General features: G+C 59.3%; 13 protein-coding genes and 6 pseudogenes. 13 read left to right on the forward strand and 6 right to left on the reverse strand.

What is annotated here, in order from left to right:
• Positions 1–203 precede the first annotated feature (203 nt).
• Positions 204–626, forward strand: a complete 423-nt coding sequence (locus tag M728_RS26170; RefSeq protein WP_026622868.1) for a Rid family hydrolase — start codon at positions 204–206, stop codon at positions 624–626.
• Between the two features lie 459 nt (positions 627–1085).
• Here M728_RS26170 and M728_RS26175 read toward each other — a convergent pair.
• A pseudogene (locus tag M728_RS26175) lies at positions 1086–2108 on the reverse strand (IS110 family transposase).
• Between the two features lie 384 nt (positions 2109–2492).
• Here M728_RS26175 and M728_RS26180 point away from each other — a divergent pair.
• Entirely contained in the window at positions 2493–3413 is a 921-nt protein-coding gene (locus M728_RS26180) for a DMT family transporter (RefSeq protein WP_026622867.1), read from the forward strand.
• 221 nt (positions 3414–3634) lie between these two features.
• Positions 3635–3751, forward strand: a pseudogene (locus M728_RS26185) (hypothetical protein); the annotation flags it as partial.
• A 49-nt stretch (positions 3752–3800) separates the two neighbouring features.
• Here M728_RS26185 and M728_RS26190 read toward each other — a convergent pair.
• Positions 3801–3953 carry a hypothetical protein gene (locus M728_RS26190; protein WP_156943567.1) on the reverse strand — a complete coding sequence of 51 codons (153 nt, stop codon included), beginning with the start codon at positions 3951–3953 and terminating at the stop codon, positions 3801–3803.
• 283 nt (positions 3954–4236) lie between these two features.
• On the opposite strand from M728_RS26190, the gene M728_RS26195 reads away from it, so the two are divergent.
• From M728_RS26195 to M728_RS26225, 7 genes are all read left to right on the forward strand, one after another.
• Complete coding sequence (locus M728_RS26195; protein WP_026622865.1) at positions 4237–4905, forward strand: GntR family transcriptional regulator; 669 nt, start codon at positions 4237–4239, stop codon at positions 4903–4905.
• A gap of 199 nt (positions 4906–5104) precedes the next feature.
• Entirely contained in the window at positions 5105–6109 is a 1005-nt protein-coding gene (bioB, locus tag M728_RS26200; RefSeq protein ID WP_026622864.1) for a biotin synthase BioB, read from the forward strand.
• Positions 6106–7251, forward strand: a complete 1146-nt coding sequence (locus M728_RS26205; RefSeq protein ID WP_026622863.1) for an 8-amino-7-oxononanoate synthase — start codon at positions 6106–6108, stop codon at positions 7249–7251. Before bioB ends, M728_RS26205 begins: the two co-directional genes overlap by 4 nt.
• Positions 7248–7886 (forward strand): dethiobiotin synthase, encoded by a 639-nt coding sequence (bioD, locus tag M728_RS26210; RefSeq protein WP_026622862.1) that lies wholly within the window; start codon positions 7248–7250, stop codon positions 7884–7886. Before M728_RS26205 ends, bioD begins: the two co-directional genes overlap by 4 nt.
• Positions 7883–9148 (forward strand): adenosylmethionine--8-amino-7-oxononanoate transaminase, encoded by a 1266-nt coding sequence (locus M728_RS26215; protein ID WP_026622861.1) that lies wholly within the window; start codon positions 7883–7885, stop codon positions 9146–9148. The genes bioD and M728_RS26215 overlap by 4 nt, the downstream gene beginning before the upstream one ends.
• Positions 9145–10137 (forward strand): beta-ketoacyl-ACP synthase III, encoded by a 993-nt coding sequence (locus tag M728_RS26220; protein WP_084044679.1) that lies wholly within the window; start codon positions 9145–9147, stop codon positions 10135–10137. Before M728_RS26215 ends, M728_RS26220 begins: the two co-directional genes overlap by 4 nt.
• 25 nt (positions 10138–10162) lie before the next feature.
• The gene (locus M728_RS26225) at positions 10163–10597 is read left to right on the forward strand and encodes an aspartate 1-decarboxylase (RefSeq protein ID WP_026622859.1); all 435 of its coding nucleotides are present in this window, start codon (positions 10163–10165) and stop codon (positions 10595–10597) included.
• Between the two features lie 137 nt (positions 10598–10734).
• Here M728_RS26225 and M728_RS26230 read toward each other — a convergent pair whose 3' ends face one another.
• Positions 10735–10950, reverse strand: a complete 216-nt coding sequence (locus tag M728_RS26230; RefSeq protein ID WP_245269825.1) for a transporter substrate-binding domain-containing protein — start codon at positions 10948–10950, stop codon at positions 10735–10737.
• A gap of 282 nt (positions 10951–11232) precedes the next feature.
• Positions 11233–11630: pseudogene (gene folE, locus M728_RS26235) on the reverse strand (GTP cyclohydrolase I); the annotation flags it as partial.
• Here folE and M728_RS26240 point away from each other — a divergent pair.
• A pseudogene (locus tag M728_RS26240) lies at positions 11626–11787 on the forward strand (phosphoribosyl-AMP cyclohydrolase); the annotation flags it as partial. The pseudogenes folE and M728_RS26240 sit on opposite strands and share 5 nt — an antisense overlap.
• On the opposite strand, the pseudogene M728_RS26245 reads toward M728_RS26240, so the two are convergent.
• Together M728_RS26245 and M728_RS26250 are read right to left on the reverse strand one after the other, a co-directional pair.
• Positions 11776–12063, reverse strand: a pseudogene (locus M728_RS26245) (transposase); the annotation flags it as partial. The pseudogenes M728_RS26240 and M728_RS26245 overlap by 12 nt on opposite strands.
• A 324-nt stretch (positions 12064–12387) precedes the next feature.
• A pseudogene (locus tag M728_RS26250) lies at positions 12388–12749 on the reverse strand (hypothetical protein).
• Positions 12750–13128: 379 nt separating this feature from the next.
• Here M728_RS26250 and M728_RS26255 point away from each other — a divergent pair.
• Both M728_RS26255 and M728_RS26260 read left to right on the forward strand, forming a co-directional pair.
• Entirely contained in the window at positions 13129–13674 is a 546-nt protein-coding gene (locus M728_RS26255) for a VOC family protein (RefSeq protein ID WP_051441054.1), read from the forward strand.
• Positions 13675–14436: 762 nt separating this feature from the next.
• Positions 14437–15732 carry a PLP-dependent aminotransferase family protein gene (locus tag M728_RS26260; RefSeq protein ID WP_026622857.1) on the forward strand — a complete coding sequence of 432 codons (1296 nt, stop codon included), beginning with the start codon at positions 14437–14439 and terminating at the stop codon, positions 15730–15732.

Genomic DNA, 15732 nt, shown 5'->3' on the forward strand with positions numbered 1-15732 from the left:
GGTGATCAAATGACGGAAAGCCGCTGTGGTCTTGACCGAGGGCCAGTTCGCCTGCGGCGGATGTCAGAGCGTGCTCAAGAGTGCGGTGAAGTTCAGAACAGGCCGCTCGCCGTCCCACCGGAGGCAAGCGGTTCTGATGATGACATGGAGATAGAATGCGGAGGCGTGTTCTCGGAACTTAAGCAACCAAGGGAAGCGTAACAATGGCAAAGGTCACGAAAGTCAAAACAGGCAATCCATTCGAGGATAAAGAAAGTTTTTCTCGTGTGGTGGTCGTGGACAATTGGATTTTCTCATCAAACACGGCGGGTCGCAATCCCCGCACTAAGGTGATGTCAGAACTGGCGCATGAGCAAGCTGCTCAGGCATTCGACAATGTGGATGCAGCTCTCAGATCGGTGGGATCGTCGCTTGCAGATGTCATCCGTTCTCGAGTGACGATACCTAATCCGGGCGACGTGCAGGCGGTGATGGAAGTCGTAGGCGAACGGTTTCGTGGCATCGACCCGGTCAGCACGGTGACGTGCGCCCCGCTCGGCCTCGACTATTTGAGGTTTGAGCTCGAAGTCACCGCATATCGAGGTACGGGATCTGATGATGTGGAGCGGCTCATCGTTACCTTGTAAAACCGTTCTTGAGCATCCACCGACCCAACATTGGTATGGGTGCTCAAATCTTCTCAAAACCGAAGGCCGCACGTACCCATACGATAGCGGGAACTCTGTAGCCGGGAGGCGCTCCTTGCGGCAAGTTCGCTTGGTCGCCGGTTAGGCCGGTTCTATTTCCTCTCCGCCGAGGAGTCGCCTACCGACCACTGAACATCTGTGGACATCCCCGTAAGTGCAAGAGGATTTTCCAGGTACGGTAATTGCGCGTAGTCGGGTGCTGACATCTGTCCGGCCTCTGTTGCGACCATCTGGATGCCGCGGGCCCGTATGGGAGTTCGCGGATCGGTTCCAAATCATTAAAGCGTGCTCTGGGCACTCCGTTCAGGCCTGGTTTTCCGATCCCGTCTCTTATCGACTGTGCGCCATACCTTCCTTTCGCCCCTCCTACACCTTCGACGCCTCCTGTTTGCGGCGGGTTTATCCGGCCGCTACTGGAGCTCCATAGACCTCGCCTTTCGCCAGCAGCGCCCAAACGATGCGCGCCAGCTTGTTGGCGAGGGCGACGATCACAAGCATACGTGGCTTACGGACGAGCATGCGCCCGAGCCACGATCCCTCTGGCAGACCACGATGAGCGGCTTGCCGGACCACGGAGCTGGCTCCAAGAATAAGGAGGCGCCGCAATGTGCGCTCGCCCATTTTCGATGTCGCGCCAAGTTTCTGTTTTCCGCCAGTCGATCGCTGAAGTGGCGTCAGGCCGAGCCAGGCGGCAAAATCACGTCCTCTTGTGAAGGTCGATGCCGCTGGAGCCAAAGCCGTCAATGCCGTCGCTGTTATCGGTCCTACACCTGGGATCGTCGCAAGCCGCCGAGCGTCCGCGTCTTCCCGGGCGCGACGTGCGATCTCGTGGTCGAGCCGCCTGATCCGGTCCTCCAGCGATCGCAGAGTATCGACCAACATGGCGAGCGCCAGACGAGCTGCGTCCGGCAGAGTGTTCTTATCATCCGTCACCTATTCTATGAGCCCGGCGACATGCGATGGACCCTGAGCGGGGACGAAGCTGTATTCGGCGAGGTGACCGCGGAGCGAGTTGATAACTTGCGTTCGCTGTCGCACCAGCAAGTCCCGAGCCCGAAACACAACGGCGCTTGCCTGAGCATCATCACTCTTTACAGCGACGAAACGCATCGTCGGACGCTGGGCAGCCTCGCAAATTGCCTCGGCGTCGGCCGCGTCGTTCTTCTGTCGCTTCACGAACGGCTTGACGTAGGCCGGCGGAATCAATCTAAGGGTGTGACCAAATTTGCCGATCTCCCGAGCCCAACAATGCGCACCGGCACATGCCTCCATGGCAACCAGGCACACGGGCTGCTTGGCGAAGAATTCGAGCACGTTCTTCCGGCGCAATTGTTTGCGGAAAACGACGCCACCAGACGCGTCCGCCCCATGGGCCTGAAACACATTCTTCGCCAAATCCAGGCCGATCGTGCTAACTTCCATCGTGGACACTCCTTCTCTCCGGTGGCTGCAACAACCACCATTCTGGCACATCGATGCCGTCGAGGGGGGTGTCCACCCCATCACTAAAGTCGAAACTTTCAAACTTTCAAGGGAACAGGTGGGGACGGCCTTCAGCCCTCCCGTCGCTCGCTATTTGCCCCTGGTCAGGCTTTGGAGGCGGCTCACTGCTCCGCATAATGGATGAAAATGCCATTGACTACCACAATATGAGATAATAGGCTTCAATACTGGCCCTGAGCGGGATATAGACTCAACGGGGCACTGCTTTCCCGGACTTGCCCAAAGCCTGATTGTGCTCTCACCTTGGCACACGTGCCGCCATACGGTTCAACACGCTGATCGAGATTTCGGAGCGCCCATACCATGAAACAAAAAGCGGCCTTGGCCCTTAGCGGCAATGCAGTATTGGCCGGCATTCTTCTAATGCTCCTGGGCGACTTCATGTTTGCTTTGAATGACGCAATGGGGAAATGGCTTGTCGCGAGCTTCTCCGTGGGGCAGGTTATTCTACTCCGCTCGTTCGGTGCCTTTCTGGTACTAAGCCCCTTGCTTGCTACTCAGCCTGTCGCATCGCTGTACAAGGTCGAGAAGCCACACTGGCAGTTGTGTAGAGTTATTCTCATGACGGCGGACACGGGGTTCTTCTATGCCGCCGTCGCATATCTCCCACTCGCAGATGTGATGACAATGTACATGGCAGCGCCGATCTATGTAGCGGCGATTTCGCATTTCCTGCTCGGCGAGCGGATTGGTTGGAGGCGCTGGCTAGCCGTCCTGATCGGATTCGTCGGCGTCGTCATTGCGCTCCGCCCTTCACTCGCCACTTTGACGTGGCCGTCCATATTCGCGCTGATCGGCAGCTTGTCCTTTGGGCTCGCGCTGACGCTTGGACGCGTGCTGCGCTCTACTTCAGACACGACGTTGGTTACTTGGCAGACCGTAGGTTGTTTACTGACTGGTCTAATCCTCAGCGTCGGTAACTGGACACCCTTCAACGGCCGCGAGCTGCTTGCCCTGCTGCTTCTTGGTGTCGTTTCGTGCTCAGCCCACCTGCTCCTAACTCGATCGCTCAAACTAGCCCCGGCGTCGGTTCTTGCACCATTGCAGTATACGATGTTGTTGTGGGCGATCGTATTCGGATGGCTGTTCTTCGGTGATTTTCCCGACGCCCTGACATTGATCGGGGCTACCACCATTGTGTTCGCAGGCCTCTTCATCTTCCACCGCGGCCAGGTAAAGCAGGATCCTAAGCCCATTGTACCCAACAACTCCAGTCACGGGTGAAACGCTCACGAGCTAGAGATTCCAATCGCTGATGCCTGCTCCTAGGCTTCCAGTTCCAAGACGAGCATCAGCGAGAGTGCTCTTCTGGCTTCCCCAGCCTCCTCCCGAGGCACCTTGGCTGCCGTCGAACAGGTCCCGACGGCAGCCACTTTTTCGAATATATCGGTATCCGCTCCAGGTCGGGTTCCAAGTACGAATTCGGCGCCGACCTAGAATACGATATGAGAATAAATAATGGACGTACGTCATCTCCGATACGTCGTAGCCGCAGCTCGGAACGGCAACTTCAGCGCTGCTGCCATGAGCTGAATGTCCGGCACCCCATCATCAGTAAACGTATTCGAGAGCTTGAGGATGAACTCGGCGTCTTCCTCTTCGACCGCTACGTCAGGCGCGCGTCTCACGCCTGCCGGCGAAGAGTTCGTGGTCGGCGCCCGCCGCATCATCGACGTGTTTCACCGTCTGTCCGGTTGAGCCAAGGCAAGTGGCGCCGGCAAAACCGAACGTCTTGTCATCGGGGCTTTTGCAAGTCGGTGTCATCGGCTTGCTTCCGCGTCGCCCTAAAACCTTCCGGAGCAACTTTCCCGGCGTAGAGGTGGAATTGCTGGAGGCCTCCTATATCGAGCTCAAGGCGGGCGTCATGCCCGGCGTCATCTTTTTTGCGAACATTCTTGGCGATATGCACTCTCGTTTCTCACCCGGTGCCGGCTACATTCATTTTTGGTGTGATCGATCCGGACCGCTATAGTGGCGCAGGGAATAAGATCCCCCAAATGTGGGCGCACCGCTCGACAGCGCCGCTGCGCTAAATTATCTATAAAATATGACTTTAAGCGCCGAAGAGACCATCGCCAATCGTATCAGTCGCGTTCTCGCCGAACGCATCGTCACCGGGGTCTTGCTGCCGGGTGCCAAGCTCAGGCAGGACCACATTGCCGAAGAGTTCGGCACAAGTCATGTGCCGGTGCGGGAAGCGTTCCGCCGGCTTGAGGCCCAGGGTCTGGCGGTGAGCGAAGCGCGGCGCGGCGTGCGCGTCGCATCGTTCACCCTTGCGGAGGTTCAGGAGGTCGCACTCATGCGATCCGTTCTGGAGGGGCTCGCCCTTCGCCAGGCGGCGCCGCATTTGACGTCGTTTATTCTGGACCAGGCGGAAGACGCTATGCAGGCCGGTGACGTTGCCGACAATATCCGGCAATGGGACGAGGCAAATCGCCGGTTTCACACGCTTCTGCTTTCTCCATGCGGTATGCCGCGGCTGCTTGCCGAAATCAAAGACCTGCATGCGGCCGGCTCGAGGTTTCTTTTTGCAACGATTCGCACCGCCTGGACGCCGCGCGTGGATACCGATCACAGATCCATTCTCGATCACCTTCGCAAAGGCCTGGTCGACCAGGCCGTCATCGCACTCGAGCGGCATGTGAAAAGGATCGGCCAGCAGCCCGTTCGATACGCGTCCGGCGCCACGGGTTCGGCGTTTGCGATCGAGGGCTGAGCAGGCCTGTCAGTTCCTCAGTTTCTCAATCCCTGGTCTGAGGTTCGCGGCACGCAGGCGCATCCCGCGGTCCCGTTGCGAGGCCGGGGCGCTGTGCGCTTGCGTTGATATATGACGGGCAGGTCTTGCCAATGGCCGCACCGCTCTGATTTATAGATAAAACGCGATTCTATCTATCATACCTGAGGGGGAGGACCGGATGACCGCAAGCTTGGCCACCAGGGGCCGCACATTTCATGACAATGCGGCGCCCTGCCCATGCCCTTCCATCGATGCCGCGACAACTATCTATAATCTTCCCTTCAACGACCTCCTTTTTCGCGCCCAGCAGGTTCATCGCGAACATTTCGATCCGAACGCCATTCAGATGAGCCGGCTTCTGTCGATCAAGACCGGCGGCTGTGCCGAGGACTGCGGCTATTGCAGCCAGTCCGCTCATTATTCGACCGGGCTCAAGGCGTCGAAGCTGATGGAGGTCGAGCGCGTCCTCGCCGAGGCACGGCAGGCGAAGGAGGGCGGGGCGACGCGCTATTGCATGGGCGCTGCCTGGCGCAATCCGAAAGACCGCGACATGGACGCGCTGGCGGCCATGGTCGAGGGCGTCAGAGCTCTCGGAATGGAGACTTGCATGACGCTGGGCATGCTGACCCCAGAACAATCCGCAAAGTTCGCCGAGGCCGGCCTCGATTACTACAACCATAATATCGATACGTCCGAGCGCTTTTATCCTGAAATCATCACTACGCGCACCTTCGAGGACCGGCTCGAAACCTTGGCCAACGTCCGCGAAGCTGGCATCAAGGTCTGCGCCGGCGGCATTCTTGGCATGGGCGAAACGGTGGAAGACCGCATTTCGATGCTGGTGACGCTCGCCAACCTGCCCATGCCGCCCGAGAGCGTGCCGATCAACATGCTGATCCCGATCCCCGGCTCGAAGCTCGCCGATGCCGAACCGGTCGACCCGATCGATTTCGTGCGCACCATCGCGCTCGCCCGCATCCTGATGCCGCGCTCGCATGTGCGGCTTTCGGCCGGCCGTACCGGGATGAGCGACGAGATGCAGGCGCTCTGCTTCTTCGCAGGCGCCAATTCGATCTTCGTCGGGGAGACGCTGCTGACGGCGAACAATCCCGGAGAAGATCAGGACGCGGCACTGTTCCGGCGGTTGGGCCTAAAGCCGATGGCGCTGGAGCCGGCGTCTTGAGTTCGACGGCAGTTGCTCGTTATCAGGCGACACTTTCCGGGCTCGAACGGCGGTCGCGGATGCGCGCGCTCGTACCGCAGCACGGAATTGATTTCACCTCCAACGACTATCTCGGGCTTGCCAATGCCCCACGTCTGAAGGCGGCGATCGCAGCCGCGATCGACCGCGGCGTGCCCGCCGGCGCCGGCGGCTCGCGGCTGTTGCGCGGCAATCACCCCGAACACGAGGCGCTCGAAGCGGAAGCGGCGGCGTTTTTTGAGGTGGAGAGAGTTCTCTATTTCGGCAGCGGATTTGCCGCCAATGTCGCACTCTTCTCGACATTGCCGCAGCGCGACGACTTGATTGTCTACGACGCGCTGATCCATGCCAGCGCCCATGACGGCATAGCGGCCGGTAAGGCCGAAGCGGTTGCCGTGCCACACAACGAGATCGAAGCCTTCGATCAGGCGATCCGCCGCTGGCGCGCAAATGGCGGCAAGGGCCATCCGTGGATTGCTGCCGAAAGCCTCTACTCGATGGGTGGTGACCAGGCGCCGATCCTTGAACTCGCCGACCTTGCCAACCGGCATGACGGCTTCCTCGTCCTTGACGAAGCGCATGCCACCGGCGTGTTCGGGCCCGATGGCCGCGGTCTTGCCGCTGGATTGGAGAACCGCGACAATGTGCTGGTGCTGCACACCTGCGGCAAGGCGCTCGGCGTCTCCGGCGCGCTTCTCGGCCTGCCTGCGACCCTCGCCGACTTTCTCGTCAACCGCGCTCGTAATTTCATCTATTCGACCGCGCCGTCGCCGCTGATGGCGGCGGGCGTAGGGGAAGCCCTGCGGATGGTCGCTGAGGAACCCGAGCGGCGCATACGGCTACAGAGCCTGACCGACTTCGCCGCCGGGCATCTGCGACTGCTGCTCGGAATCACCCCCAGTGGTTCGCAGATCCTGCCCGTGGTGCTCGGCGATAACGCACGGTCGCTTCGCATTGCCGATGAGCTTCGGGCCGCCGGCTTCGATGTGCGGGCGATCCGTCCGCCAACCGTGCCCGATGGTACGGCGCGCCTCAGGATTTCTATCACCCTCAACGTCGATGAAGAACAGATCGCCGACATGATCGAGTGTCTGGCAATCGCAATGGATGAGCACACGCCATGATGTCTCGCCTGGTCGTTACCGGCACCGATACCGGCATTGGCAAAACGGTGTTTGCCGCCGGCCTTGCCGGTGCGCTCGACAGCTATTACTGGAAGCCGGTTCAGTCCGGGCTCGAGGACGAGACCGATAGCGAGACGGTCGCTCGGCTCTCGGGCTTGCCGCGCGGGCGCATCCTGCCGGAGGCGTACCGGCTTTCGGAGCCCCTCTCGCCGCATCTTTCGGCCCGTCTCGACGGTGTGGCGATAGATCCGGAAGAGCTCGCACCGCCCATCACCGACCGGCCGATGGTGATCGAGGGGGCAGGGGGGCTTCTGGTGCCGCTCTCCGACGGTCTGGTCTTCGCCGATGTGTTTGCCCGCTGGCAAATTCCCGTGATCCTCTGCGCCAGGACCTCGCTCGGTACGATCAATCACACACTGCTGTCGCTCGAAGCGCTGAGAAACCGCGCCATTCCGATCTTCGGCATCGCTTTCATCGGCGACGAAAACCGCGAGACACAGCGCATCATCGTGAAGATGGCCGGTGTGCGCTCGCTTGGCCGCCTGCCTTGGCTGCCCGTCGTCACCGCCGAGGCGCTGCGCCAGGCTTTCTCGGATAATTTCGATCTCGCAGCTTTCATGGAAGTGCCGGCATGAACCGTTCGGCCGTATGGCACCCCTTCACCCAGCATGCGCTCGAGCCGCCCATGACGCGCATCAGATTGACCGAGGGCGCCTATCTCATCGACACGGAGGGAAATCGCATACTCGATGCGATCTCGTCCTGGTGGGTGATCACCCACGGCCACCGGCACCCGGTCATCATGGAAGCAATCGGCAAGGCGATCGAGACCTACGACCAGATCATCTTCGCCGAATTCTCGCATGAGCCGGCCGAAACACTAGCCGAGGGGCTGATCGAGGTCGCACCGGCCGGCTTGAAGCACGTCTTCTATTCCGACAGCGGTTCCACCGCGGTCGAGGTCGCGATCAAGATGGCGCTTGGCTATTTCCATAACCAGGGAGAATTGCGGGACCGCATTGTGGTGATGGAGGCGAGTTATCACGGCGACACGATCGGCACGATGTCGGCGGGAGAGCGGGGCGTCTTCAACGCAGCCTATCAGCCGCTGTTGTTCGGCGTCGACCGGCTGGCTTTTCCGGCGGCAGTTAACGCGCAGCGCACGCTCGATCTGTTCGAAGACGTCTGCCGCTCGGGTCGGGTCGCCGCCCTGTTGATCGAGCCTCTCGTCCTCGGTGCCGGCGGAATGAAGAGCTATGACGCCGGTGTCCTTTCCGGGTTGAAGGAGATCGCCGAACGCTACGGATCGCTGTTCATCGCCGACGAGGTGATGACCGGCTGGGGCCGGACGGGGACGATGTTTGCTTGCGAACAGGCCACGATAACACCCGACATATTATGCACCTCGAAGGGCTTGACCGGCGGGGCCGTGCCACTGGCGGCCACGCTCTGCACGAGCGACATCTTCGATGCGCATCTCTCCACCGACCGGCGCAAGACCTTCTTCCACTCAAGTTCGTATACGGCCAATCCGATCGCCTGTGCGAGCGCCGTCGCCAATCTCGACATATGGCGGAGCGAACCGGTGCTCGAGCGGATCAAGAATCTCGAAGCACTGCAGCGGCAGAACCTCAGGCGATTTGCGGACGACGAACGATTTGCGAATATCCGGCAAGCCGGAACGATCGCAGCGCTCGATCTCGTCGTACCGTCAAAGGGCTACCTTGCCGAGGTCGGGCCCAAAATGCGGCGGCTGTTCCGTGAGCGCGGACTCCTTATCCGTCCGCTCGGCAATGTCGTCTACCTGATGCCGCCCTATTGCGTGACCGCCGACGATCTCGGCCGTGCCTATGACGCCATCGACGAGGTCGCGTCCATCGTTTTGGAGACAAGATGACGTTTGAGATGGCTTCTTCCCGGATGATCGGCTTCGGGCATGCCGTGCCGGCCCGGTGCGTCGCCAACTTTGAAATCGAAGCGCAGCTCGGGCTCGAAGCTGGCTGGATAGAGCGCCGGACCGGCATCCGGACGCGGCACTGGGCCGAAGACGGCGAGACACTGAGCGGTTTGGCGGCGCAGGCCGCACAGATGGCGCTGGACGATGCGGCGATCGCGCGCGATGACATCGCACTGACGCTGCTTGCGACCTCCACCCCGGATCATCTGCTGCCACCCTCAGCGCCGCTGCTTGCCCACAATCTCGGTCTTATCAATTCCGGCGCGATCGATCTCGCCGGCGCCTGTTCGGGCTTCCTTTATGCGCTGACGCTCGCCGACGGTTTCGTGCGCGCCCATGGCCGCGCGGTGCTGGTGGTCGCCGCTAACATTCTGAGCCGTCGCATCAATCCGGCCGAGCGAGCAAGCGCGGTGTTATTTGCGGATGCGGCCGGTGCGGTCGTGCTGTCCCCATGTCGGGACTCGCGACGCGGCCTTTTCTCAGCCGATCTCGCATCGGACGGGAGCGGTTATGATCTGATCCATATTCCGGCCGGCGGCAGCAATCAGCCATTTGCGGAAAACGTTCCGCCTGAGGCTTTCCTGATGACGATGCGAGATGGCCGTGAGGTGTTTTCGCGCGCCGTCGCCCTGATGGCGACGACGTCCCGGCGTGCGCTCGACCGGATCGGGCTTGCCGCAGCGGATATCGACCGCTTCATTCCGCATCAAGCCAATGTGCGCATGTTCGATGCCGTCGCCGGCTCTCTCGGCATCGATCCGGCAAAGACCGTTCGAACGATCGAGACCTTCGGCAATTCTTCCGCCGCCACCATTGCGCTCTCACTCTCCGTCGCCAACCGCGAAAGAGCATTCGCAGACGGTGAGACGCTGCTTCTGACCGCGGCCGGCGCCGGTCTGACGGGCGGAGCCACGGTCGTTGTCGTTTAGCGCCAAACGATAAGGAGAAACAAAGTTGGAGAAGTATGTCGGCGCCAAACTGCACGGGATTCGCGTGACGGGCTCGAAACTGAACTATCACGGATCGATCACGATCGATGCTGACTTCTGCTGTCAGGTCGGGATCAAACCGCTCGAATATGTCGAGATCTGGAACAAGATGTCGGGCGCGCGCATCAGCACCTATGTGCTCTACGGCGAAGCGGGTTCGCGGTGCTGCATACTCAATGGCGCCGCCGCCCGCACCTGCCAGGAGGGTGATGAGATCATCATCGCATCCAGCGTCTACGGCGAGGTGGAGGACGTTATTGCACTTAAGCCAAAGGTGCTTGTTTTCGGCCTGGACAATTCCGTCGTCGATCGAATCGTCTATGAGGTTTTCAGAAAGCCAGACGGTTCTCTGGATATGAATATATCGAGCTTGGGACAGGCGTGCCCTGACGCGCCCTGATCGATGCGGTGGCGCCCTGAACTCCTATCACACAGAAATTGTGCGGCAGATCAAAGCCGAAACGTGATGTCGAAGCGAGGTGCCACTGTGGTTATCCGACGAAAGGAAAAACTCTCGAGGAGATTCGAAGAGGAAGTTCAGTTCTTCAAGGGATCGCAAAGAGACAAGAAGGGCGTGGCGCAATGATCCCGACTTCGGTTCACGCTGCCCGGCACATGGCGGCGTACCGAGACGCACTTGCGTTTCAGCTCTGCGCACAATGCCCCTCCCAAGTCGATGTCGCAACCGACCAGCTGGCCATCCGGATTGGGCGATGCAAATGGGGGTAAGCCGCCATCCAGTCCAAAGCGCAATTAATTGTCCGCAGCAAACACAGACGAGTAGGTTACGAGGGTTGCGGCACTCATAGCAAAAGAAAGCAGATGTTTTCGCATAGAGTTGTTCCCTTTGGTCTATTGTGGAGTTCGCGCCTCAAGGCGCATTGCCGCGTCGAGAATGATCGCGTCACGATACTTTCCGGCGACAATCTGGACCGCAATCGGCAGCCCCGATGTCGATCGCCCCATGCGCCTGCTTTCGAACCGCGCGGACGAGCAGCAGCGGCTTTTTGAGTTGATTCTCGCCGGCACTTCATGGCTGCCGCCGGGCTTATGAACGCCGCGCGTCGTCATGCACATGTGGCCCGCCTCGATCACGACCGCGACGCCGCGCGGCTCAAGAACCCGCTCGATAGTATCCGCGATTAGCGAGGTCAGCGTTTCCTGAATCTGCAGGTGCTTTGCAAACCCTCGACCACGCGCGCAAGCTTGCTGATACCCACCACCGGACGGTTGGGCAGATAGGCGACATGCACCTTACCGATTATCGGCGCGATATGGTGCTCGCAATGGGATTCCAGCCGCATGTTGCGAAGCACGATCATGTCATCATAGTCAGCGGTCTCCTCGAAGGTCCTCGCCAACAGTTCAGCGGGGTCGGTCATGTAGCCCTCGAAAAATTCCTCATAGGCACGCATGACACGCGCAGGCGCGTTGCTGCGCACCATCGAAACCGGCGAGACGCATTATTGGAGGCGAAGCCGGCAATGTCTTTGGCACAAGGGAGCGACCAGCGGACTTGTCCAAAGGGTTGCGGAGATCCGGATCGACGACGACCAGGACTCCGTCTGGCTTCGCGTCGCGCGCGATGGCAACACGCGCCTTGTTAGTACCTCTAATCTTTAGGTGTTCGTATTGGGCGCGAAGCTGCGCATCACTGGCGATGGCAGGGGCGACAGCTTTCACGAAAGCCCAGCGCAGCCACTTGTTGCCCTGCTTGATGATCTTGCCATGGAAGGTCTTGCCGCCGGAGGAATAGGTCGACGGCACCAGTCCGGCATAGGCGGCAAGCTTCTTCGAGGTGCGGAACCGCGCAATGTCGCCGATCTCCGCATCGATTAGTCTGGCGAAGAACTCACCGACTGGCGGCCGACGGCCGCAGGATTGAGCCAAGGCCGCGTTAGCGGCCCTGGTCCCGATTCCATTCCGTCCTGACCGTCAGGTCTGCCTCGAAGACGAACGGCAGTTTCACCAAAAGTCCTGGCGATCGACCATTCAGATGTCCCGATCCTGCGGCGCCCGAACATCGGTCGCGGCCGCTGGCTTGGAAGAAGCTGATGGCTTGGTTCATGGTAAGAGCTCCTGTGATCTGCGTTATTGCGGAGTTACGCGGCAGGCCTGACAGGGGCCTGCACCCGCAGGGGCGCAGCGTCAGCTGAGCACCTTACATGTGCTGCTCCCTAGGAGTTGCAATCAACTCCACCAGTTCTCTGGCAGAGATTCGTTGGGCTCAATGTCGATACCCAGAGCTGCAATTGCCTTCGTTTGTGCCACAGCGGCCGCTGCGACTGTGTCGTGATGGGCCAAAGAGCCAACGATCCCAGCCGGCCAAGTCGGGCACCGGATCGCGTCTTCAAGATCGGAATTGGTGGAAAGCCAAGTTTGCCGAGCAGGGTTCGGGCAACTATTCTTGCAGCGCCACTTTGGCGCCGAACTTTGGGAACAGCGCGTCCGAGGGCGGCAAGTTCGGATGAAAACAAGGTGTCCGCGTCCGCGTGTTCTACCAAACGGATGCCGGCGATGATGCTCGGTTGGTCAAGCGTGATAATCTCCACCTAAGCTCTTCGAGCGGGAATCTCTGCTATTGTAAGTTGCCGTCGCGAGCCCGCGGCTGGGGTTTTAATGAGGCTCGATGCGCGTCGCCTTGATCTAGATCAAAGCTCACCGACCCCATAGGGAACATGATCGCTTCGCCCGGTTCTAGGATCCAACGGTACCGCATGAGCCGCGGAAGGCGCTCGGCTACCCCCGAATGCAAGATTCGTGACGATGGTGACCGCCATATCATAGTTAAGCCTGCTTGGAACCAGGCTGGTACCCGCCGGTGGGCGAAAGAGATGACACATATATCATTACTCTCGCCCAACATACAGCATACAGCATACATGCCGAGTCGAGAGTCCAAATGCGTTATCTAAAGAAAAGGAGCTGGAAATGAGTCATCCCGTAAACGCGTCATTTGACGGCGCGTCGCAAGACACCACACAGGTGGATGACCACACTAACCTGCGATTTCGTGGGATCGACCACATCGCCTTGGCCGTTCATAGACTGGAAGACGCTATTCATTTGTTTCAAGGTGTCCTTGGTTTTAACCTCAGGCGCCGATTCCACATAAAGGGTAAAAAGACTGGTATGGTGTGCGCCGACATGGTTCGCGACGGGATGTGCTTTGTACTTTGTCAAGGCACAGAACCAGAATCGCAGGTGTCTCAACTTGTCGAGAATTTTGGGGTAGGTCTGGCCCATGTCGCGCTGGCTGTGGACGATGTGTCGGCGATGATCGAGGCCCTCAAGAAGCGAGGGCTGTCGTTTGATACAGCCGTAATAAGCGGACCGGGCCTAACACAGGCGTTCTCTTCGCGATGCCCTAACACCGGCTTGAGCATCGAACTTGTACATCGGAACGGCGAGGAAGGATTTCTCGACAACAACGTCCAAGAACTTTTTGAGCAGTTGGAGCAGTCCGGGAAATACTGAGCGAACATGGACGGTCCCAGTCCCCCAATGTGTAGGCGGCCGTGGAATGCACGACTGTATTGCGGTCACGGTCGATCAGATTCAGTCATGTGTCCGACCTGCAATCCACAGCATCGATGCCACTAGTCATGCGAGGTCCGCTGATGGCGGGCCGAAGTCCGCCGAAGGAGAGGCCGCAAGCGAAATGTGCATCGGGCTAGCGGCATGACGGCTGTGGCACCGATCACCAGCAACCGTCAGATGATGCGATCGCCCCTTTGCTGCCCGTGTGCGCAAAAATCTGGGCGGATGCCGAGGCCATGTGCGAAGCGCCGCCTGGCGGTTTATTCCGGTCGAGAGCTCCAAGCATCAGACACCGCCATGGTGTTGAAGGTGCGTTACCTATTGATGGCGGAAAGGCAGGAGACACTGTCGCTCAGTCACCGGCCGCGGAAGGAGTCCTGCAACCGCGAACTACGGAAGACGAGCAGGCGAGTCCAGTATACCGGGCCAAATTCGGATCGCCCGATGTTCGATGTCAGACACTCGTCATGGCAGTTTTATAGCGACCGTCTTGTTTAGACGCGTTTTTCTCGCTTGGCACGAAAAATGCCAAGCCCTCCACAATCGGAGTAAGAGCAATGTTCGACGATCACACTCGCCAATCAGACGGCTATTTTCTGAAACCGGTCTAGCCCGTGCCGCTGGTTTCAACGGAATGCTGCTGTCGAACCCACACTGGTGTGATCCTCACCTTGCCGGTAGTTCTGCGTGGGGTCCACGATGGATTATATGCCGCCAACCTCAGTAATGAACTTCTTAAACGAGGTCTCGGGTTCGTTTCCGTCGGCGATTTCCCTGGCCTCGGGCAGACCAAGTGATCGTTTCTTCGATAGGCTTGACCCCCAGGCGCTGTTGAATGCGCTAGTGGTGTATGAGCGGTATTCAGCCGGCGATCACGGAGGTGGGCAAGTACACTCTCAGTTGTTGCAGTATGGACGAACTGCCGGCCTCATCAGCGAGCTCGTTGCACAACAGGTTCGATCCGATGAGGGGGTTGCCGCGAGGACTGATCGCGTACTAATCACGTCAGGCTGCCAGGAGGCGCTTGCTGTCTGCCTGCCGGCGCTGTGTCCCGAACCTTCGGACGTGCTCCTGGTCTGCAACCCCACCTACGTTGGCGTAACCGGTGCAGCTAAGGCCGAAAGGGTCGCCGTTGCAGCCTTACCCAACTCAGGGCCTTGCGTTGCAGAGGCAATCGAGCGCGCAGTCCTGCAATTGCGCCGAAATGGTCGGAGGGCTCGGGCGGTATATCTTATCCCCGATTTTGATAATCCGACCGGGCGCGTTCTCGATTCGGCCGCACGATGCGATGTACTTCAAGTGTGCGCCAGACATCGGGTCATCATTCTGGAGGATAACCCATATCGGCTATTTCGGTATGAAGGTGATGCGATCCCTCCGATGGCCGCTTTGGATGAGGTAGGAAGTGTCATCTACCTGTCTACATTCTCCAAGACGCTAACCCCATCTCTCCGCGTGGGAGCTGCGATACTGCCCGAGACGATATTTGGAGACGCGGGAGCTTGCCGAGTACTTTGGGAAGATCTGGTTCAGCGCAAGAGTTTCGTTACCCTCAATACGAGCCAAATTACACAAGCGATCGTGGCAGGGCTGTTGATCGAACAGGGGGTAAGCTTGCGTGGCTGGATACGGCCGGCGCTGGATTGGTATCGTGCCAACCGCGACCTTATGTTGAGTCAGCTGGATTGTGTGTTTTCGCCGTTCTCGGATCAGATTCGATGGAATCGCCCCTCCGGCGGCTTCTTCCTGACCCTCGATCTTCCTTTCAGATTTAGCGCGGAGAGCATGAACGAGTGTGCAAGAGATGACAATGTCATCGTTATGCCCATGAGCTTCTTCGCGTTGGATGACTCTCAAGACTACAGGATTCGATTAGCGTTCAGCGCGGTTACTCCCGAACAGATCCGAACCAGTGTGACCGGTTTGGGCCGCTACGTGGCGCGGCGGCTTGGGCGGGAATTGCCCAGCTTGGTGGGTGGACTGCGGGAGGGATAA

Source organism: Ensifer sp. WSM1721 (genome assembly GCF_000513895.2).
GTDB lineage: Bacteria > Pseudomonadota > Alphaproteobacteria > Rhizobiales > Rhizobiaceae > Sinorhizobium.